The organism is Roseobacter sp. AzwK-3b, assembly GCF_000170875.1.
GTDB classification, from domain to species: domain Bacteria; phylum Pseudomonadota; class Alphaproteobacteria; order Rhodobacterales; family Rhodobacteraceae; genus Roseovarius; species Roseovarius litoreus.
Genome location: NZ_ABCR01000014.1, coordinates 1 through 22063, shown reverse-complemented (window position 1 = coordinate 22063; position 22063 = coordinate 1). Strand labels below are relative to the sequence as shown.

Genomic DNA, 22063 nt, shown 5'->3' with positions numbered 1-22063 from the left:
GGCAGACACCGCCGCAAGGAACAGCGCAGCGAGGCGGCCCGGCTCAGGGTTGGGCCGCCTCCGCGTCTTGGTCGGACAGGATGAAGCTTGTCAGGCGCGGTGTGCTGTCGCGGTCGGACGGGCGCAACGCCGTGAGGCTGGTCAGGCGCTGCGGCCAGCCGAGGATCCCGGTTTCCACGCCCACGCCGAAGGCAAAGCCCTGCCCACCGTTCAGGTCCACGCCACCGAGACGGCGGTTCAGCACGATAACCGTGCCGCCTGATCCGTCGATCGGAAATCCGTCGGCGATGGTATCGAGGCTGATGTCATTGCGGATGTCAAAGGTCATGACCCCGGCATTGATGGCCAGAACCTGCGTATCCGCGACGGTCGACAGCGACTGGTAAGACGTTTCGGCCAGCAGGTCAAAGGTGCCTTGACGGAACCAGACCTTGTTGCCGATGCGAATGTCCCGCCCGATCAGGACCGGACCCGCGTGGCTGACATCGCCGGAGCGGATGTAGCCGGTTGTCAGGGTCAGGGTGCCGGTGGAGCCAACGATGCGGCTGCGATCGGTCAGAAGCGGGCGCGGATTGTCGAAATACCGGCCTTCCGGGATGAACGGGCGCACGCCCGCGCCAACCGAGGCGATGAGCGCACGCTCGGCAAGGCCACCTGCGGCATCGGTGATGGTCAGGTCAAGCCCGTCCGCAGGGGTGGCGTCGTGCAGCATCACATCGACATCGTCACCAACGAGATCGAGGGTGAGTTGCGCGCCGACAAGCCCCGCCCAGATGACACTTCCGAGGTTGCGCGTCAGAAGGTCGAGATTGCGGGGCGAGCGCGCCTCGCGCAGGCCATAGACAGCCGGGTTGACCAGTTGGAGAGCGACCTCGTCGGCCAGATCGATGCGCGACTCACCGATCATGGTGATGGTCAGGCTGTCGCTGGCGGTAAGGCGCAGATCGCCATTGGCACCGAGGATGCCCAGTGTCATGTTGCCCGGTGCCGAGAGATCGAGGCTGCCCTGGTCGGAGAGGGCGAAGCCTGCGCGCAGATTGCCCGCGGTTTCGGCATAGGTCACGTCGCCGCTGCCAAAGAGATAGAGGGTGGAGGCATCGGGTATATCCGCGCTGAAGGCGCCGGCGGCGGTGCCGCCGATCCGCCCGTCGAGGGCGAAAAGCCGGATGTCGGACCCCGAGATCACCGCGGCATCGGACACCAGATCGCCGAGCGCGGTGGTCAGGACGACAGGCTGGCTGGCCAGCGCTCTGACCGTGCCGACCTGCATCAGGCCGTTGCCGAAGATGTCGATCAGGCCGTCCCGCGCGATGACGCTTTGCAGGTCGATGCCATCGCGTTCGTTCAGATGCACCGGCCCGGTCGTCACGTCGAGATCCAGTTGATCGAGGGCGACCCCGAGGCCATCGGGACCGACCGGGACCAGCGCGCCCAAGCGCAGCACCGACAGAGCGCCATCGGCATTGGCCAGCAGTTGCGGGCCGGGCTGGCCGGGTGCGATGGACAGGCCGCCGCCGACGGTCAGGTTCAGGGCATCCGCCGTTGCGTTCAGGGTCTCGATCCGCGCAAGGCGCAGATTGCCGCCCACATCCATGAGGATCGTGCCGGTGCCCGATTGCATCGCGGATCCGGCGGTCTGTTCCATGTCGTTGGTCACCGTCACCTCGAGCGTGCCACCGAGACTGTCGACAAGGCTGTTGGCGGCCTGCGTGAGCCGGTTTGCGGTCACCTCGACCGGTCCGCCACTCAAGACGCGCGCGCCTTCGGCCATCGCCAGCAGCGCGTCAGTGCTCAGGGTGACAGGCCCGCCGCTGGAGTCGACCAGCACGTTCTGCCCCAGCGAGAGGCCGTTGGTTGCGTCCAGGTCGATCTCGCCCGTGCGCGAGAGGATGTCGGCGAAGGCCTCGAACCCACCGGCCCGCAGCAGGATCGTGCCGCCTTGGGTCGTCATGCCGGGACCTGCGAGCAGCGTCAGTATGACATCGGGCGCGCTAATGTCGATCTCGCCCGTGCCGCCGGCAGCGATGGTTTCGATATCGGTGTCGCGGTCGCGCAGACCGAGGATGATATCGCCCGAGACGGACTGGGCGCGCAGGGTGCCGGCTGTGAGGTCCATCCGGGTTCCGGTGCCGATCCCGCCGGGTGTGCCATTGGCCGACAGCTCGATCCGCTCGGCGGCGATGCGCCCGTTCAGGATGGAGGCCGCCGTGAGCGTCGCGTCAGCGGGCGTCGTGATGGTGCCGATGGTGAGCGCACCGCCCGCGGTGACCGTCACGTCGGAGCCGGCCACAGTCTGGAGGATGGTTCCGATGGCCAGATCGTCACGCTCTTGCACAACAATCGGTGCGGGCGCGGTTCCGGTGCCGGTCATGTCGAAACCGGTCAGCGCGGTCTGTAACGGATCGGCTGAGGTGCCGACTTCGCCGCCCGCCCCGAGCGACAGAGTGCCGCCCGCGATATCGGTTCCGGTGCTGGCCGACAGGTCGATCCCCTCGGGCGCGACCAGCGACAGCGTGGATGTGGGCCCGAAAACAATCGTGTTCACACCGATCAGGGCAAAGGCGCCCGTCGCCGCGATCTGCCCGCCACCGGCCAGCCGTGCGTTTTCGAGCCGCAGGTCGCCTTGGGCGGTCAGGTTCGCGTCGCCCGTCGTCGTGGTCAGATCGAGTGCCCCGGCAGGGTCGGTGATCTCGACGACCAGAGGCACGGCGAGTGTCCCGATCTCGGTCGCTTCCAGCGTGATATCGGCTGCGCGCACGCGCACCGCGCCGGTGGCGACAATGTCGGTGATCGCCCCCCCGGCCCGCAGCACGAGCGGCCCGCCCGAGAAGAGTTCCGCCAGAGGCGCATCGCCGAGCGTGGTCAGGAAGACCCCGGTGCCGCCGCGCGCGATCAGGCTGCCGTCGGTCAGGATATCGAGGCTCAGAAGCTCGTCCGGTGTTCCGATGGCGGCGAAATTGCCCGATTCCAGCAGGATATTGCGCCCCGTTATGGCGGCGCGGTCGACGGGGCTTGCGTCGAAGATCGTGCCGTCCACCTTGAGTTCCACATCGCCGGTCGTGTCGATCTGCGCGACCGAGACCGGAACCTCGGAGCCGAGGAAGACATCGCCGGTGGTGGTGCCGACGGTCAGAGCGCCCTCGGGCCTGCCCGATGCGTCCCGCGATGTGAGGGCGATGTTCAGGTCGTCGCGGCGGGCAACGGTGATCCGCGTGCCCTCGGTGGTGATGTCGTTGCGCTCGGCCCCGGCAAGGACACGCAGATCCTCGGCCCGGTCGCTGCCCACGACATAAGGCTCAAGCAAGGAGCCGATGCCGTTTGTATTGAGTGTAATGTCACCGGCGGCGAGGATGTTCGGGTCTTCGACGCGGATATTGGTATCCCCGGTGCCACGGATCAGACCCGCGCGCAGCCACGAGTCGAGCTCTTCACGTGTCCAGGAGGCACCGTCCAGCACCGCGACACGCTCTTCGGCGGTTACGGCATGGCTGTAGGCCGGGTCAAAGTCCGCGTCCGCATTCCAGAGATCATAAAGGGCCTGCCGCTCGGCGACATAGGCCGCGATCCGGGCGTCTGACCAGCCATCGGCGCGCAACGCGGTTTCGGTCGCGGGCTCCAGCGTGAATGCCAGTGGCGCGCCGCCCGCATCGTTCCGGTCCTGCCAATAGGCACGGTAGCTGCGTTCGCGTTCGGCCTTGAGTGCGGCCACCTGTTCGGCGGCGCGCGCCGCGACGGCGGGATCTCCGAAGAGGCCCAGGTCGTTCGACCACAGGTCGAGCAGCTCTGCTTCGGTCCGCAGGTCGCGGCGTTCGATGGTGTTGGCATCAAGCACAAGGCCGGACGGCACCGACAGCGTGACCGATCCGAGCGACGAGGTGACCTCGCGCAGGTTCAGGTCGCCCGCTTCGTCGATCAGATCGACGTTCCCACGGGAGCGAACGGTCAGGCCACGGCCCTCTTCGCGCAGCACCAAAGGCGCCAAGTCGGTACCGATCGTGCCATTGGTCGAGATCAGTTCGATCGCCGAGCCTTCGACATGGGGGCCAGCGCCCGAGCCGAGGATCGCACCATCGGCGGTCAGCCGGATCGCGCCGGTCACCGCACGGGTAGGATCGCTGTCACGCGCAGTTGTACGGGCCGAGAGCACGGTCATGTCGCCCGACACCTCGCGCAGATCGATCCCGGTGAGGGCCGTCGCGGTCAGGGTGGAGCCGGGGGTCTGATCGACCCGGAACTCGGAACCCATGCCGCCGATGCGTCCGCCGAGACCCGAGAAGGTGGCACTGCCCACATCGACGACAATCGAGGGATCCGTTGTCACAAGAGAGCCGCCGGTCGACTGAATCGTGGTCGTGCCCAACTGGTTGCGCACCGCGCCCGCCAACTGCACGTCGCCGAGGCTGAGCACGGTCAGCCCGCCGGTATCCGTGCCGTCAAAGGTGATGGCGATGGGAGTGTCGGCCTTCAGACGATGCGAATAGAGATGTGTCGTCGTCACCTCTTCGATCTCGGTTTCCTTCACCTCGCCTATGAGGCGCGTGCCTTCGGTCACCGTGCTGACCACTCGGCGCCGGTTCTCGGTCCGCTCTGCCGTCAGGCGATAGGGAGCGGTCAGATCGGTGGTCGCCGTCGCGATGTAGGAGCCGCTGTTTCCGGTGAGGACGGCGGCATCCAGCTCTTTCGTTTCGGTTTCGATCACTTCGCTCTCGACCTCGTCGCCGCTGGCATTGATGGCGATGATGTAGAAGGCGGTTGTCGTGTTCTCGAAGGTGCGCACGACCGTTTCGGCGCGGTTGATAACCAGTTCCTGCCGCTCTTTCGTGGCATAGCTGGCGCTGCGCCCGTCACCCGCGGTGATGGACGACACGAGGTTGGTGGGATTGATCCGCGTCGCGTCGGTGGTGCCGTCGGCGTCGAAATCCAGGTCGATGATATCGAAGGTCTGATTATCGAGAACCTGCAGTTCGGATCCGATCCGGCGGTATTCGGTGATGAAGAAGTCTCCGCCGACGGTGCGGCTGGTGTCAGTGATCCGCACGAGGCCCTCGACGCCCGCGGGCGTGTTGGCGCCGGTATCCATCCGGCCCAGCCGGACCGGGCGGGTCGAGTCGTTGACCACGTTTATGGAGCCGAACCCATCGAGGGAGCGGATCTCGCCGCCACCGGTCGAAAAGACCTTGCCGGTGATCTCGACCACGCCGCCCTGCACGACCATCGGATTGACGACAATGGCCCCGGTCGCGTTTCCGTTATCGTCGAGCGCGGTAGGATCGAAGCGCACGAAGACATCGCTTGTGATGTTCGGATTGCGCACGATGTTGGTGCCGGTGGGGGTGACGATGAAGGGCTCGGAGGGATCATAGAGCATCTCGAGCTTGGTGGTGCCGGCCAGCGTGTCGAGGAAGGCGTCGATGCCGGCGTCGATTTGCACATCGAAGCTGCCGCGCCCGGCCTGGATCAAGCCGTTCACGTTCAGCTGGTCCGCCGAGATATAGACGTTGCGCCCGGCCTGAATGCGGCCCCGGCGCGGTGCCAGCTCGAACCTTGGGAGCCCGCTGGCAAGGCTGGCGGAGATCACGCCGGTATTCGCGAGCTCGGTGCGGACAGTATCTTCGACCTTGTCGAAGTAGCCATCATAAATCTCTTTAGGGTCGCCATCGACATGGCGGATACCCAGGGTGAAGCCCTGCAGGAAGTCGCGCCCGGCACGCAGTTCGATGGTACGCGCCGTGATGTCGTCGCGCACGTCCAGATCGCCTTCGTTCGAGTTGAATCTCGCAAGGCCCGCGACATTGCTGATCGCGCCGCCGACGATGATCGAGCCTTCACCGAAGGTGACGACCTCGATCTTGGATTCACCGCTGCTGGCACCGGAAATCATCGTGTAGCTGTCGGGACCGGGGCGGGTCGGATCGGACAATGCGGTGATCTCAGCCGGGGTGGTCACCGTGACATCGTTGAAGAAGATACGCCCGCCATCGCCGATGGCGATATCCATGCCCTTGGTGTTGATGAAGCGCGCCCGGGCACCATCGCGCACATAGGAATGCACGATGATCTCGGCGTTGACGGGCGCATCCAGCGTTCCGGTCGCCGTTCCGTGGACGTAATCCGCGCGCAGGACGATATCGCCCTGGGCCGCGACGATATCCTCGAGATCGAGGAAATCCGCGCGTCCCGAGATGTCGCGCAGCGTCAGGGTCGCGACTTCGGCCTCCCAGGCGGCAACCGCTTCGGCATCCTGGTTCAGGATCGGGTCCGCCAGCAGGCTGTTCAGCAGGTCGATGCGTTCCCGCACCTCGTTGGCGATCGACACGTTCTCGCGGATCGAGAAGGTGATCCCGTCGACCATGTCGTTGGTATAAGGGCCGATGCGGGCGTTCTGAATGGCGCCATCCTCGTTGATCACGAGGATCTGCTTGTTGCGGGAGCCGGCGCGCACATAGCCGTTCACCAGGATTCCATCGTTCGACGTGTCACTGGATGTGCCGGATTCGATATCGAGGCTGACGGGGTCGCCGCCAAAGGCCTCGCTGATGGCGGTGCCCAGTTCGGCCAGAACCTCGCGGTAGAGGTCCTTGCCACGTCCATAGCCCAGGACCTCGCGCTGGCCCGCTTCGGAGAACAGATAGACGTCGCGCACCGCCACGACCCTGGCGCCCTCTTGCACGTCGATGATCGATGTGGTGTTGGCCACCGCATCAGCCGCCGGGTCCGACGGGATCGGGATGGCGGTCTTGTTGAAGAGCCGCGTCTCGGCGCGCAGGTCCACGGTTTGTATCCCGTTCGCGCCATAGCCCGCACCGATGCGGATATCGCCAAGGCTCTGCACGTTGGCGCCATCCTGAAGCACAACCCGGTTGTCGGAGTTCAGCGTCACAGCGCTGGTCCCGGTCGCGGCCCCGGCGAGACCATAGGAATTGGCGTTCACCTCGGCGCTGAGGGCGGCGTCGCCACCGGCCCGCAGGGTTATATCATCGAGTGCCAGAAGATCGGCGCTGCCGATGGTCAGGGTCGCATCGCTGGCGATCACCTCGATGCGCGAGACGCCACGCGGCGTGGCGATGGCGCCGCCTGCATCAAGGTTGAGGCTGTCGACAACCGACAGCACATTACGCGCCGCCAAAGCGAAAACCTCGGCGCTGCCGCGCGTTCCACTCTGAATGAGGGATGCGCCGTCATCCACGGTGAGATCCGTGCGGACGGCCAGTTCGAGGTCGCTGACCATGGCCGCCGCGTCGAACACGCCGCCGGAACCCGACTGCATGTTGAACCCGTCTTCAGGCCGGTTGACCGCGTTGGTGGCCGTGATCTCGATCGCGTCTGCCGTGATCGCGACGCCTGCGCCGAGAGTGGCCGCGACGGTGCTGTCGATGGTCCCGCGTGCGATGGCACCCGAATTGCCCAAGGCTGCCGCACTCGTGGTATCCACAAGGCTGGCCAGCGTCTGCGCCTGTCCGGTGCTCAGGGCCACGGTTTCAAGCCCGTCGAAGAGAACTGCCGCACTTTCGCCAAAGCTTGCGCGGGTCCGCGTTGCCGCTGTCGTGATGGCCTCGGAGGCCGAACCGGCGGCAACTCCGCCAGACCCCGACACCGCCTTGACCGTGGTCGAGCTGTCGTTCGTCGTGTCGATCACGACCCCCTTGCCGGTGAAGGTGGCGTCATCGACCACAAGATCGACACGGGCAAGGCGGTCGTCGGCGGCCAGCGCCACATTCTGATTCTGCCCGGCCTGCGCAACGGTCCGGCCCACGGCCAGAACACCGCCTGCAGCGCCGGTGGCATCTGCGCGCGCGTGCACATCCGACGCGCCCGTCACGATGGTCGTTTCGTTCGATGCCTCGAAAGTGCCCGCAATCCGGGCGGCAATGGCGTGGTTCGTCCAGGCCGAGGACACCGCGCCGTTCCCAGCCAGGATCCCGCCCGACGCGGAGGTCGAGTACGCCGCCGACGTATCGAACGCATCCCCGCGCAGCCCGGTGACCAGGATGATGTCCTGTGCCCGGATGCTGGCATCGATCTGGCTGTCGAGTGTCACGCGCATGTCGGATGTCGCCACGCTGGCGCCGATGGCAAGGCCGCCTGCGGCGATGCCGTTCGCCCGTGCCTCGGCGGACACGGCACTTTCGTTGGCGATGCGCACCGTGCCGGCCTCGATCGTGGCCCCATTGGCGGTCAGGGTGCCTGTGGCCTCGGCGGTCGCGGTCGCGACGACCGAATTCAGACCCCCGCCGATCCCGCCGGAGCTGCCGTCGCCCGCAGCGGTCACGCGGCTGGTATCGTCGGCCTCGACCGTCACATCCTCGGCGTTGATGCGGGTATCGGCGATGTCGATATTCGTGCCGCCCAAAAGGCTGGCCGAAGAGACGACAAGCCCGGCACCCCCTGCAAGCGACAGGCTCACATTGGTGATATCGACCGAAACCGTGCCGCCCCGGGTGGCCAACAAGCTGACGTCGTTCGCTCGTCCACCGGCATAGCCGCCAATCCCGGCGCCCGGACCGAAGGTCAGCCCCGATGTGCCGTTCACGGTGGTGGTCACGACGCCGACGCCCACCGCGTATCCCGCCGATGCAGTCAGGGTATAGCTGTTCGCGGTCAACAGGTCCTCGGCGTCGATCCCGCTGTTGTTCGCCAAGACGGTGACATCACCATCCGCGCGAAGACGGGCATTGGCGCCAAGGTCGATGCCCACCGATGTGGACAGGTTCGAGACGCCAACGCCGCTGGTGCTGCCGCCGAAGATCGCGACGGACAAGCCGCCGGTGATCTGGGTGACGGATGTGGTCGCATCGGCGCGCAGGCTCAAGTTGCCCCGGGTTTCCAGCAGCACGTCATTGCCAAGCCGGATCGACACGGAATCGCTGCTTGCCGGGCCATTCAGAGAGATGGACTGGCGTTCCGCCGCCAGCGAAGCGCGGCTGTCGTCCGCCCCGGCAAAGACCATCAGGCCGCCGGCAGTGTTCTGGCGCTCCTCTTCGGTGAGGCCCGGCTCTTCGGCGCGGAGGTCGGAGGCGAATTCATCCTGTGCGCCGTTGAGGAGGATATCGCGGTTGCCCGCCGTATCTTCGGCGCGCGCGCCCATGTCGATCACACCGAGCGCGGCATTGACGGCGAAGGCCGCGCCGCCAAGCGCCACGACCGACGAGGTCACCCGCCGTTCAGACAGTGCTTCGATGGTCAGGTTCTGGGTCGATGCCGCAGGATCGCTCAGACGCGCCGCGCCAGGATCGGCCTCGATCCGGGTATTGTCCCCGACGAGGACCCGCGTCGTGCCGGCAAAGCGCGCGTAATCCAGAGAGGCCCCGCCACCCAGGGCGCCCACGCCAAGGGAACCGGCCATGCCGGTGATCGAGACAACGTCCCGCGCGCGCAGCGTCAGCGCCGCGTCGGCCCGGAGGGATTCGTTTGCGCCGATCTCGACCAGAGTGGTTGAGGTCACAACGCCCACGTTCAGCGCCAGTGCCAGCGTTGAGCCGCCAGCAGCGCCCGAAACCGCCTTGCCGTCAAGCAGCATGTCGCTATGGGCCGTCAATGACATGGTGCCGCCCGCTCTGAGCGTGCTGTCGAGAAGCGTCTCGCCCCGACCCACCGACACGCGAGAGAGCGACTCGAACACCGTGACCTGCACGCCACCCGAGGCGCCCACGGCACCGCCCGCGGCGGCGCCGACCACGGCCGTGCTGTCACTGTCGACATTGGCAGCAAGGGTCAGGTCCCGCCCGGCGGTGATGGTCGCGCCATCGACATCGACCAGCGCCTGAGCGCCCAGAATGCTGACGCCGGCATTGGCCGCCGCGCCGACAAAGCCGCCCGCAAGGCCAAGCGTCACCGCTGTCAGTTCGGTCGTCGCGCGGGCGTCGAGCGTGATGTCGCGCGCGGCGTCGATCCGGGCTTCGCGGGCCTCGATCCCGGCCAGCGAGCGCGAGACCAGCGTTCCCGAGCCCGCGCCGACGCCGGCCTTTCCGCCGACCGCCACATTGGCGGTGAGAACCGTGGCCGTGCTGGTGGTGTTCGCGGTGATCCGCACGTCCTGACGGGCATCGGCGGTATCTGTGCCCAGAAGCCCGGCAAGGCCGGTGGCAGGGGCATTGATCCAGACCTGAGCGCTCCGCTCGCCGGTGCCCAGTTCGATCCGGGCGTCATCCTCGATCAGGTTGAGCGACATCAGCGCCGCGACACCGGCAATGCCGCCGACCGCGCCATTGGCGGTCAGCATCGAGATCGTCGCATCGGCACTGGCATCGATCACCACGCCGAACCGTTCAGCGCCATCCCGGATCACGCCGGTCTGGCCAAGTCCGGTGATCCGTGTATTGCCCGAGACGGCGATGCGCACATCGTTGCGCAGCGTATTGACCGTGGCGCTTGCGCCGACACCGGCGGTGCCGCCGCCTGCGAAGCTGATGTTCAGGCCGGGATCTTCCTCGGAGCCAGCCTTGAGGCGGATGATGTTGCTGGCATCTGCCGCCAGCAGGACCGATCCGGCTGTGACGATCTGGCTGCCTTCCCGCACCGCACCCAGCACCGGGGGGGTCGTGTCGCGGACCAGCACCTCGACGGTGTTGAGCGCGGAGTCGCCGATGCCCGTGCCGGTGATGCCTGCAACGCCGTCGAGGGCGCCCGCGATGCCGGCGCCTGACAAGGTCCCTTCGGCAAGGGCGGTCAGGAGGATCGGACCCTGGGCCTGCAGATAGGAGCCGTCGATATCGGTCCGGATCGTCTGACGCGCGACATTGGTGGCGATCGCAAGACCCACGGCGCCCGTGGCGCCCACGGCCACGGCCCCTGCACTTGCCGCGAGGTCCGCGCCGCCGGTCGCGGCGGCACTGATCGTATCAGCCAGCACGGTGCTGTCGCGCAGCGTGGTACCCACGGCCCCGTCGGCGACGTTCACCACGAAGGATCCCGCAAAAGTGCCGCCGGCCCCACCGCCGAGCGCCGCTGCGGCGCCGCCGACGATCTGATCCTGCCGTGCTGAAAGCTGCACGGCGCCCGCGCCCACGAGATCGGCCCCGATGCGGGTGTCGACGCGGATATCGGACAGCTCCACATCGGTATCGTCCGACAGGATGTTGACCGCAATGGCCCCGCCGATCCCGGCGGTCCCGCCAAGGCCCGCGGCCCCGGTGATCGATGAAATCAACCCGAATTGCGTGGTGTCCAATGTCAGGTCGTGACCCGCCATCAACAGCGTCGCCTGGTCGCCTGCAAGGCTGCTGGCAATGCGCGCATCGGCTTGCCGGTTCATCACGTTGAGCGAGATCGAGCCGGCGCCGCCAATCGAGCCGGACGCCCCGCCGGAGACCCCTGTCGTCTGGACACTGCCGTCCTGCGAGGCGGTGACGGTCACGTCACCCTGGGCTGTCGTGATCTCGTCCGCAGGCAGGATAAACTCGGCTTCTGCCTTGCCAAAGAGCAGGTTGAGCGCAAGACCCGCGCCTGATCCCCCGGTGGTGCCTGCCCCCGTTGCCCCGGCGAAGGACCGGGTTCCCCCGGTCTGCGAGGCGGTGATCGACACATCCGGGACAGTGGGCGCCGCGCCCGCCAATTCAAGCCGCGCGCGCACCAGGTCATCGGTGTCGAGCTCCAGCCTCAGTTGTTCGCGGAAGATGCTGACATCGCCGCGTCCCGTCACGTTGTCCGCCACATTCGAAAGTGCGGAATCGCGCGCCTCGGTGATCGCGGTCTCGGTCAGGGACAGGGGATCTTCGCCGGGTGCCGAGCCCGGCAGCGGATCGACGGACGGGCCGTCCACCGCCACGCGACCGATCTGGGTATAGACGAGCGATCCGGTGACACCGGTGCCACCCGCGCCCGCGACGCCGGAGGCGGAAATGGCGTCGATCGCCGCCTCATCCGACGCATCGATGCTGAGCGAACTGCCCGAGATGCCGCCTGCAGCTGTATCGACCACATCCGCCGTCACGGCGCCGGTGATCGAGGCCACGCTCAGCGCGCCGCCGACCGCATTGGTCCCGCCGAAGGCCGCAGCGCCCGACAGGATGTCGATACTGCCGCCACGGCCTGCCGAAACGCTGACATCCCCGGTCCCGGCATCAAGCCGGGTTCCGGTTGCCGCCGCGCGGGTCTCGTTGCTGATACCGCCGATGGCGATAGACCCGGCAAAGGAATTGGTCCCGCCGGCCGCAAGGCCGACCGCCGCAGTTTCGATGCCGGAGTCGTTGCGCGCCGAGAGGCTGACGCCCTGCCCCGTCATGCTGCCGCCGCTGGCTGCGACGCTCGTGTCATGGTTGATGAAATTCGCCGCCGCTGCGCCGCCGACGCCGGTGCCGCCCGCGCCAAGAGCGGCGCCGCCCGCAAGGCTGCTGATCGTGGCGGTATCGCTGGCCGAGAGGCTGACCGCGCCGGGCGCGTCGAGCGTCGCGTCGGTTGCGGTGATCCCGGTCGTTGCCGTGGTCACGTTGACCGTCAGCGCGCCGCCGACCGAGTCTGCGGTCGAGGCGGAAATGCCCGCCGCAAGCGAGGCGATCTCGCCTTCCCCCGTGGCGGTGGCGGTGATCGCCCCGCCGTTGCGGGTGGACAAGGACGCGTTGTTCAGGTTGACGAGCGTATCATTCGACGGAAGCAGGTTCACCGTCATGCCGGCCCCTGCGGCCGCGCGCCCTGCGGCTGCCGCTCCACCAGCCAGGCTGCGGATCGTGCGCGCGCCGGTTGCCGTGGCGGTGATATTGGCCGCGTCGATGACCGAACTGCCTGCCAGCGAGGCAATGGAATCCGCATTGATCGTGTTCACGGAAAGGCCAAGCCCCGCGGCCTCGCCGGTCAGCGCCGCCGCACCTGCAACTGCGATGGCCGTGATGGTGCTGTCGCTGTCTGCCGTGATCTGCACCGCGCCCAGATCCGGGCCTGCGGCGCGTTTCGCAATCTCGGACCCCTCGACCCTGGCTTCGGTGCCCGCGACGATGGTATTGACCGAAAGTGCTGCGCCAACGGCATTGCTGCGCCCACCCGCCAAGGCTCCGGACAGCGCGAATATGATGTTGCTCTCGTCAGCGGTGACGGTCAGGTTGTCCGCCTCGATGCTGCGAACGCCCAGACCGGCTTCGATCAACGCCCGCGCGCCGCCGGAAATGGTGTTGACCGTGATCGAGCCGGCCAGCCCTGTCTGACCGACACCTGCGGTGGTGCCGAACCCGAAGATTGACTGGCTGCTGGTCGCCATGAGCGACATGACACCGGTGGATATGGTGCCGGTGCCGGTGATCCGGGACAGCGCATCGCGAACGACCGTGTTCACGGCGATGCCCACACCCACGCCATAGCCTTGGGTTGCGTCCATGTTGACGCCCACCGCGCCCGCCACACTGACCGTGACCGACTGATCATCGGCATTGAGGCTGAGACTTTCGGACGCGATCTCGACGTCGCGCAATTCCGACAGGGTTTCCCCTGAGAGGACCGCCACGGATACCGACCCGGCCAGCGCCAGATCCCCGCGCGAGGTTCCGGCGCCGCCCACGGCGATATTGACCAGCGTCGCCGCGTCGGTTGCGTCGATGGCGACCGCACCGGCATCGACCGTCGCGCCGTCGATGCGCGCGCGGACCAGCCGTTCGTCGACATGGACGGCAAAGGCACCGGCCAGGGCATTGGTATCCTTTTGCGACCCGAGGCCCGAGGCAACAGAACCGCCCACGTTAATCATGGTCGCCGTGCTGCCTGCAGTCACCGACAGCGCACCGTCGAGATTGACACGCCCCGTGGTGCGGAGGCTCGCCGTGGTTTCATTCTGCAGAGCGAGGTTCACCACCGCAGCACCCGACACGGCCCAGCCGGAGGTCTGGCGGTCGCCGTTGGCATCCGCGGGCGTCGGGTTTTGCTGCTGTTGCTGGGCGGCGTCGTCTTCCTCGTCCGAGAAGAGCCAGCTGGGGATAATCATGTCGTCATCGGAAGTGTTCGGCGGCGGCGTTGTGTCTGCGGCCGGGTCTTCCTTGCCGACGACCTTGGTTCCCGCGACCGCCACCGTGATATCGACCGATGCGTTGGTGGCCGTGATCGTGAGGCTATCGGCGTCGATCACCGGATTGGTGGGCAGGACGAGCGGCGCCTCAACCAGTGCCGGGCCGATCCCGGCCCATGTCCGGCGGCTGGAGAAGTTGAACACGCCCGAGGCGCCGACGCCCACGTTTTCCGATCCGGTAATGGCGCCCGCGCTGGCCCATGTCACCGAATTGTCGGTGGCCGTGATCGTCACATCCTGCGCCACGATGCGTGCAGCCTCGCCGATGCGGGCCATGGTTTCGGCCTCGGCGACATGCGCCGCGACCGAGGCATTGATCGCCACATCCGCGCCCTGCCCGCCCGAATAGGCCAGGCTGGCCGTGAGATTCTTGGTCTCGGCCGTCACGTCGAGATCACCCGAAGTCACCGTTACCTCGGCGCCGTTCTCGATCTCGGCGCGCACGTCGCTTGCCGTGCGGCTGAAGAAGATACCGCCGCCGATGGCGTCATTGACCTTGGCCGTTCCGCCAAGCGGGTTGCTTCTTGGCAGGTTCGTCACATGCAGGAACAACGCCTCCTGCAGCGCGGTTACGCTGGCCGCATCGTTGAGGTTGAGCACGGCGCCTTCGCGCACCACCGCCTCGGTCACATTGTCGGTGTTGAAGATGGTCAGGGTGATGCCAAGCGCGAGCCCCTGTTCCTCGCCGGGCACGACCACGCGATCGGCGGCGACTTGCGCCTCGCCCTTGGCCTTGGAGTCGGTCGTGAGGTAGGTCAGCGGGTTGACGATGTCGAGGAAACCGGCGAGGTCGGGGGCCGGGGGCGCCGCGGGCTCGGGCGGATCGGCGGGACCACCGGTGCTGATCGGGCTGTAGGACGTGACCTCATCGACATAGGTCTGCCACTGGTTCAGCAGGCTTTGCCATGGGTTCGTGTTCGGATAGCGCGTCAGCGCGTCGACCGAGGCGGATGTCGCGGTGACGATGGTGTTCGGTCCGATCTCGGCCAGGGTTTCCCCGGCAAGCGAGGAAATCGACAGGTTCAGCATCAGCGCGGTGGAAAACCGGCCCAGAAGCTCGTCCTCGGTGATCTCGGCCAAGCCGCGTGCTCGCAAGCGATCATTCTCGCGGTCAAGCTGGCGCCGCAGCGCATCGGTCAGCTTGCCGAAGGCGGCCGATGTGGACCGGGTCAGCGACCCGCCGCCTTCGCTGCCGCGATCGGCAAAGCGGTAGGCGGCGTTCACGGTCACGGCGCCGCTGGCCGTGACGTTCGTCGCCCCCAGTGCGACCGGCGCCACGGTAAGGTCGTCGATGTCGCGATAGCTGCCGCCAAGCGTGGCAAAGGCATTGTCATCGCTGAGCTGAAAATCCACCGCGACACCCATTCCGAAATGCGGCTTGCGCGCGGGATCGGGGGTCTTGCCGGTGGCTCTTTGCTGAATGGTCTGGGCAAAACCGGTTGAATTGCTTGAGTTGGCGCGACTGCGCGCGACGGCCCGCGACAGGCTGCCGAGGCCCAGGGTGGCCGTGGTCACGCGTGTCGAGTTGAAGAAAAGTTGCTCTGCCGCGATGGCGACATCGCCGCCGAGGGCGGTGATCGTGCCGCCGATGGCGGCTTCGGTCAGCGACTCGGAATAGTCGACATTGATCCCGATCGACACCTCGCCTTCCATCCCGGAATTGGCGATCACGGTCGAGGACACGTTGCGCCCGGTAAAGGCGCCAGCCGTGATCCCCGCCGCCGAGGTCAGGCTTCCGCCGTCGACACGAAGCTGGTTCGCCAGATTGCGGACCGAGACAGCGACCCCGAGGGCCACATTCTGACCAAAGGCCTTCTTGGCCGTAATGCTGATGGTCTGGTTCTCGCTGGCTGTCGCGGCCAAGCGCAAGTTGCCCGCATTGGTCAGCAGGGCACTGTCGGTGATTTGCACCGCCGATACGGTCTTGGTGCTGGACACCGCAACGTCGACGGCAAAGGAAAACGGAGCGATATTCGTTTCGGTCTCGGAATGGGAATGCACGACCAGCGTATCGGTCGACAGGTCGACTTCGGAGGGCAGACGGATGCTGAGCTGATAGGCATCGTCGAAAATAAGGCTGTCGAGCACCGAATCCGCGGTCAGGAACCTGTATGTGTCCTCGCGCAGGCCCTCGGCCATCAGGAATCCGTTATCGGCGAATTCCGCCGTTGGGTCGGTGATGCTGGCACCGATGGGGGTCCAGTTGCCATCGGCCGTAAGAGTGCTGTCGGTGATCTCGACCCGGGCGTCGGAGGTCAGGAACTTGATCTGCAGTGGCACGAGCTCGTTCACCGAGGTGATCGCGCGGTTCGCGACGGTTTCGTAGGTATTGAGCAGATTGTCGAACATCTGTTCGAATTGCTCGTCGGTGGTGCTGGCCTCCATCTGTTCGACCTGGTTCGCCTCGAGGGTCTCGTCCAGCTCGTCGCCGAAGATGCTGCTGGCCCGGGCCACGGCGGACACGATGACCGATCCGCCGGCGATATCGGCGTCGGTGATGGTGACCCTGGCCACTTTAGTATCAGGATCGAAGGCCCAACGCGCCCCGGTGGACACGTTGCGCGCACTTACCAGCACAAGCCCGCCATTGCCGTCGCCGGTGCCCTGTGCGTTGAGGCTGGTGCCCGGCTTGATCTCGATGTCTTTCGAGGAGATGACGAGATCCCCCGCCGCGCCGCCGGCGCGGGCGGTCGACACTTCCATCGTGCCGCCATCATTGCCGATCGCCACCGAGGTCGTGCCGCGAATGCCAAGGGAGCCGCCTTCGGTCGTCAGGCTGCGCGCAAGATCGACCGTGTCGCCCACAAGGAACGTCTCGCCCGAGCTGTCGGGGCTGCCGGTGTCGGTCACGATGCCCGCGCCCGAGGTCGTGCCGGTGGTCAATGTCCCGTTGGCCCGAAGCGCCACGAAACCGCCTGCGGCGGCGCTGGAGCGCGCAACAATCTGCAAGCCGGGTTCGAGGATCGCGTTGCCTTCGGTGAACATCATCACCGATCCTGCCGCACCGCCCCCGTTGCTGACATCGAATATGCCGCCCGCCTGCAACTCACCTTCGGCGATGACCTCGATCAGGCCACCGTGAGGGGCTGTGCCCGCCAACGAGCCACGCGCGCTGGCATTGCCGGACACGCGGGACGAGCCACCCGAGACCAGGCGGATCACGCCGTCACGGCCGATATTCACGCCGCCTGCGGTAGGCACACCCTGCAGGTTGACCGACGGGCTGATCCGGCCGGGGGAAATGCCGCTCTGCACATCGAGCCGCCCATCCACGATCATCCGGGCGCCCGCGCGCATGTCGAGCCGGGTTGCATTGATCCGGCCCTGGATGTCGATCTGCCCGGTGGCGGACAGAGGTTCGTTCCCGGCGAACAGGATGTTGCTGGCCGATCCGATGCCATTCGCCTCGTTGCGCAACTGGTCCATGAAACCTGAGGTCGGCGTGCTGAGCGTCAGCTTGCCAGCATTGATGACGCCGGTCGAGGAGACGACGAAGCCATCCGAATTCAAGAGATAGGTATTGCCGCCGATGATGGAAGCCCCGGGTGATCCGAGACGGGCATTCAAGGTTCCGGCAATCGTCGACGTGCCGCCGGAGATGATGTTGACCAGCGCTGTGGCCCCGAGAGGCTGGTATAGATTGACCGTGTTTCCAAGGTTCACGTTGAATTGCGAGAACTGATTGAAGGCCACACCGCCCCGAATATTCGAGGTGGTAACATCCGAGACGAGGCCTGCGGTCGCAACTGTCGTGTCGGGCGTTGCGGCGACAACCTGAGCCTGCGCGGGAAGGGGAAACGCCCCCGCCACCAGCGCGAGTATCGACACCGACCCGACAGCATTTCGCAACATGGGCAAGACGCGCGCGCTGCGAGGCGCCTTGTCGAAGGGACGGGCTTTCCTGCTGGTCTTGCTCTGTGTCATGGCGGACCTCCGGGTCGTCGCAAAGATAGAACCGGCCCCTTTTCGGGGCCGGCCCGGGCGTCAGGGACGCAGTTTCTCGATCGCCTCGGCAAAGCCGTCGATACCGACGCTGAGGACCACGGGATCGCCATCAGAGGTTTCGCGGAAACCGAACAGCAGTGCATCGCTCTCGGCGAAGAGCGCCAGCTCTTCCTCGGAGAGCGGTGCCGCGGCTTCGCAGACCGTATCGGCGCAGCGCTGCCAGATCATGTTGCGCTGCTCGATCTCGTCCTTTCCGGAAAAGCGATAGACGGCGCCGCCCGGCAGGTAGACGCCCATGGGCACCTGCGCCAGAAGGATCGCCCCGTCCGACACCGGCACGGCGATGAACCGTGCGATCATCTCGCCGGTCTCGCGAAGGGATTGTTCCTGCACCATGCGGCATTGGGTCTGGCTAATGGTGACCGCCTCGCAGACGACCACCCAGTCGCCCACCATCTGACCGTTGCGCATCTCTTCGGTCGCGGTCTGCGCGGCCTCTTGGGCCTGCGCTGTCGCCGCCATGCCGGCGGCGGCAATGATCCCCAAGATCATCGATGTCTTTTTCATCTCGTTCCCCCTTTCGCGGGCCATTCCCGGCCCTTCTTCATGTCAAAAGCGAATATCGGCCCCCACGTAGAACTGGGCCTTGCCCGAGTCGTTGAAGCCCAATGTGTCTCTCAGCGGCACACCCACCATGGCCACCAGATTGAAGCGTTCGCTGTGCGAAAACGTGACCCCGGCCCCCACCGAGGCCAGAAGGTCCTGATCGTTGTCGAAACCGCCCGTGGTGCGGAAAGGCACCACGACCGCGGCGTCGAAGAACACGAAGGGCCGCGCCGTGATCCGGTTGCCCAGCCGGACCGGGTTCTGCAAGGACAGCTGCTGGTTCAGCACCACGCCGCTGTCGCCCGAGCGGATATTGTTGGGATAGCCCCGCACCGACCCGACACCGCCGACAGAGAAAAGCCGCGCGACCGGCAGGTTCTGATCGGGGGCGTACTGGTAGCGGAGATTTGCCTCGTAGAAGAGTGATCCGCCGACGGGGCGCAGATAGCTGCCCTGACCATAAAGCAGCCAGAACGACCCTTCGGTTTCACTGGTCCCCAAGGCATCGGCATTACCGGCCCGCAGCCCGAGGCTGACACTCAGCTGCGACTGTTCGAAGCGTCGCGTATAGGCCGCGGACACCCAAGCATCGTTGATCGAGATATCGGCGAAGGGCAGTCCGGTCGTGGTGGATTCCGTGCGCTCATAGCCGATGCCCGCATCAAGGATGATATGGCGGTCCTCACGGATCCGGATCGGGCGGCGATAGCCGAGCGTTGCGCTGACACTGTCGGATTCGATGTCGATGGGAACCAACGGACCGCTGATGATCTCGGAATTGGAGACGCCGACCCCGGCTGTCAAACGCCCGCCACCGGGCCCCACCGGGCGCGAATAGCCAAGCGCAAACGACCGCGCGCCTTCCGTGGCCTCGGCCTGCAGGGACAGGCTGTCGCGCACGCCGGTCACGCTGTTCCAGCGCAGGAAAACCGAGCTGCGCACTTCGCCGGTTTCAGGTCGGCCGAAATTGTCGACCGAGATCACCGTCTCGAACCGGTTGGGTTCCTCGATCTTGATCGTCGCATCTGTTGTGCCGGTTTCCTGCCCGGACCCGAAACTGAGCCGGGGGCGGATGTCATGGGCCAGATCGAAAAGGATCAGATCGCGCTCGAGCTGGACAAAATCGGGCTTCTGTCCTTCCTGCAGGGACAGGTTGCGGCGCAGGAACGCTTCGGAGGTGGTCCGGTTGCCTTCGATGATGACCCGGTCGACGACCGCCTCGACCAGCGCCACGCGCAGCACGCCATCGCGAATTTCCTGTGGCGGGAGAATGGCCTGTGCCGTGGGCGCGCCTGCCGTAAGGTAAAGCGCGTTGACCTCATCCACGAAGCGCAGCAGGTCTTCGAAGGTGATCGGGCGATTGACATAACGCGACGCGACCTGCTGCAATTCCTCGGGTTCGAGGTAGCTCGACTCCTCGAAGGCGATCCCGGCAAGCGAAAACGTCTGTGCCTGCGCGGTGCCGGGGGCTGCGAGGAGAAAGAAGGCGAAGGTTGCGAAGGCACGCAGGGCGAGGCCCGCGTAAAAAGGCAAGCCGTGGCTCATTGCACGGCCTCCATCGTGTGGGCGAGTGCGGCCGAAAAGCCCATGAGCGAGGCTTGCACACGGACCGGCGCGGTCGTGCTGCGCGGGCGATAGACGATCTGGGCGCGCGTGGCGCGGCGCAGGGCCATTATTTGTGAGGCGTCGAGATCCAGGGTCGCAAGGCAGGCTTGCTCAGAGCACCGCTGGAATTCGGCCTGGCGCGGCTTGCCCCTGCCCACAGCAACGAAAAGTCCCGAGGCCAAGTGCACACCGGGCGGCACGAGGATCTTCATGATGCCCGAGGTGCCATCCGCATCAGGGCTTACATGCAGACCGGCCAGCCACGCATTCTTCGCATCCGCCACGTTCGTCGCCAGCATGCAACCGGAGCCGGCACCCGGACAGTCGGACCGCCAATCGCGGAACGTCTCGGCAGACGCCGCAGCAGACCACGCCACCATAGCCAGTGCCACAAATGACAGCCCCCGAGAAGTACCGAAGCAGCGCAGCACCTCTGAAGGTGCCGCAGCCTGCGCCGTGGCAGATGGGGGTAAGCCTAGAACCATTACCGTACATAACTTTCGAACACCAAACCCCATCAATAGCGCATGGATGATATCTTTTGTCTATACGTGAGACTTGTCACATATGGCGGCTTGGGCACATGGAGCCAGCACAATACTGCCTTTACTATAGGAAACTTTCGACAAAGCGGGACATTTGGGAGCAGCGGCACTGACCTCATCCTTAGAATTTATCAACCTTATGGAGAAATGCAGACTTCGACGCCGATCCAAGAGTGTGCACCGCAGTCCACCGAGCTCACAAGAAGAAGGCGCCGCTCATGATCGTGATTCGGGCTTGAGGAGACCCTCGAGAGACTCGCTTGAGGGTCCGTGTACCCGCAATGGGTGACAGGCCACTGGAAGGGACGGCGGACGGCTGTGCCGTCTTCAGGGTCGCGTCACACTTCTGGTGCGTGCGGGTCGGGGATCACGCCGGCGCGGTCTTCGCGGGTATGATCGAAATCCGGGTCATGGCGTTTGATCCGGCGCGAGACCAGATAGGCCGTGGGCCAAGCCAGCAGAAACCCGATAGCCGCCGCCGTACCGATCACCGGCCAGCCATAATACCCCATGCTCATCGCGGCGATGACAAGCACGCCTGTGGTGACGGGTCCGGTGGCGAGGGTGAGAAACAAGCTCAGTCTGTCCATAGCATGCCTCCTTTCGTCATATGTAAGACGTAGGAAGCGCGCTCGGCGCTGTCAGGGGGAGATCACAGGAGTGTGAGGGTTTGCTGGCGCGATGGGGGATGTCTGGCGCTTTTGCCGTGGCCCCATGATCGGAAAATCCCCGCCGGGTGCCTTGACGCAGGGCCGGGACGGACCCCACGTGATGGGGCAAGACCAAGACAGATCGAGGAGAAGCGCATGATGCGACTGCTGATGATCGTGCCACTGGTGGCTGGCCTGGCCGGTTGCGAGACGGCGGAAGGATTTACCGAAGATGTGGAGAGCGCCACGGAAGCGGTGATCGACTGAGAGATCGCCCATTTCGCGCGCCCGCGCTGCGGCGCGCATGGAGCGACAGGCAGAAAGGAGTGTCACAATGACCCGAACAGGATTGATCGCGCTGGCCCTTGCCGGCAGCTTGCCCGTTCTGAGCGCCTGTGGCCCGCTGGTGGGCGCAGGGGCCGTGGTGGCCGCCGATACGGTGGTCGAGGAACAGGAAGGCGGCGAAGGGCTTTTCTAAGGACGGCACGCGGTTGGCGGCATATTAATGATTTCGAACATTACGCAAACACCCTTTGGGCCGATATGGCCTTGATCTTATCCATTTTTCCCGTCGCCCGTCACTGGTTTTGGGACAGATGAGTCTGAGTGCTTAACGGAAAAATGGTGGGCGGTGTTAGAGGGGTGGCATCAGGTGAACGCCCCGGATGTGGCGGGGTCAGGGCCGGGACAAAAGGCTGCGGGCGGTGGTCTGACCGGAGAGGATCGCG

General features: G+C 65.8%; 7 protein-coding genes. 2 read left to right on the top strand and 5 right to left on the bottom strand.

The genetic code is table 11. The features are described from left to right. Positions 1 to 43: 43 nt before the first annotated feature. From RAZWK3B_RS18140 to RAZWK3B_RS18120, 5 genes are all read right to left on the bottom strand, one after another. Positions 44 to 17908, bottom strand: coding sequence for a leukotoxin LktA family filamentous adhesin (locus RAZWK3B_RS18140; RefSeq protein ID WP_007817731.1), 17865 nt, complete (start codon positions 17906 to 17908; stop codon positions 44 to 46). Positions 17909 to 17968: 60 nt separating this feature from the next. Then, entirely contained in the window at positions 17969 to 18496 is a 528-nt protein-coding gene (locus RAZWK3B_RS18135) for an invasion associated locus B family protein (protein ID WP_157132316.1), read from the bottom strand. A gap of 42 nt (positions 18497 to 18538) precedes the next feature. Then, positions 18539 to 20080, bottom strand: coding sequence for a ShlB/FhaC/HecB family hemolysin secretion/activation protein (locus RAZWK3B_RS18130; RefSeq protein ID WP_007817728.1), 1542 nt, complete (start codon positions 20078 to 20080; stop codon positions 18539 to 18541). Continuing rightward, complete coding sequence (locus tag RAZWK3B_RS18125) at positions 20077 to 20439, bottom strand: invasion associated locus B family protein (protein WP_232279566.1); 363 nt, start codon at positions 20437 to 20439, stop codon at positions 20077 to 20079. The genes RAZWK3B_RS18130 and RAZWK3B_RS18125 overlap by 4 nt, the downstream gene beginning before the upstream one ends. A gap of 584 nt (positions 20440 to 21023) precedes the next feature. Continuing rightward, complete coding sequence (locus RAZWK3B_RS18120) at positions 21024 to 21275, bottom strand: hypothetical protein (protein ID WP_007817723.1); 252 nt, start codon at positions 21273 to 21275, stop codon at positions 21024 to 21026. A gap of 216 nt (positions 21276 to 21491) precedes the next feature. Here RAZWK3B_RS18120 and RAZWK3B_RS20915 point away from each other — a divergent pair, with 216 nt between their 5' ends. Together RAZWK3B_RS20915 and RAZWK3B_RS21310 are read left to right on the top strand one after the other, a co-directional pair. After that, the gene (locus RAZWK3B_RS20915) at positions 21492 to 21602 is read left to right on the top strand and encodes a hypothetical protein (RefSeq protein WP_007817721.1); all 111 of its coding nucleotides are present in this window, start codon (positions 21492 to 21494) and stop codon (positions 21600 to 21602) included. A 67-nt stretch (positions 21603 to 21669) separates the two neighbouring features. Beyond that, on the top strand, positions 21670 to 21813 hold the full coding sequence (locus tag RAZWK3B_RS21310; RefSeq protein WP_007817720.1) for a hypothetical protein: 144 nt from the start codon (positions 21670 to 21672) through the stop codon (positions 21811 to 21813). Positions 21814 to 22063: the final 250 nt, after the last annotated feature.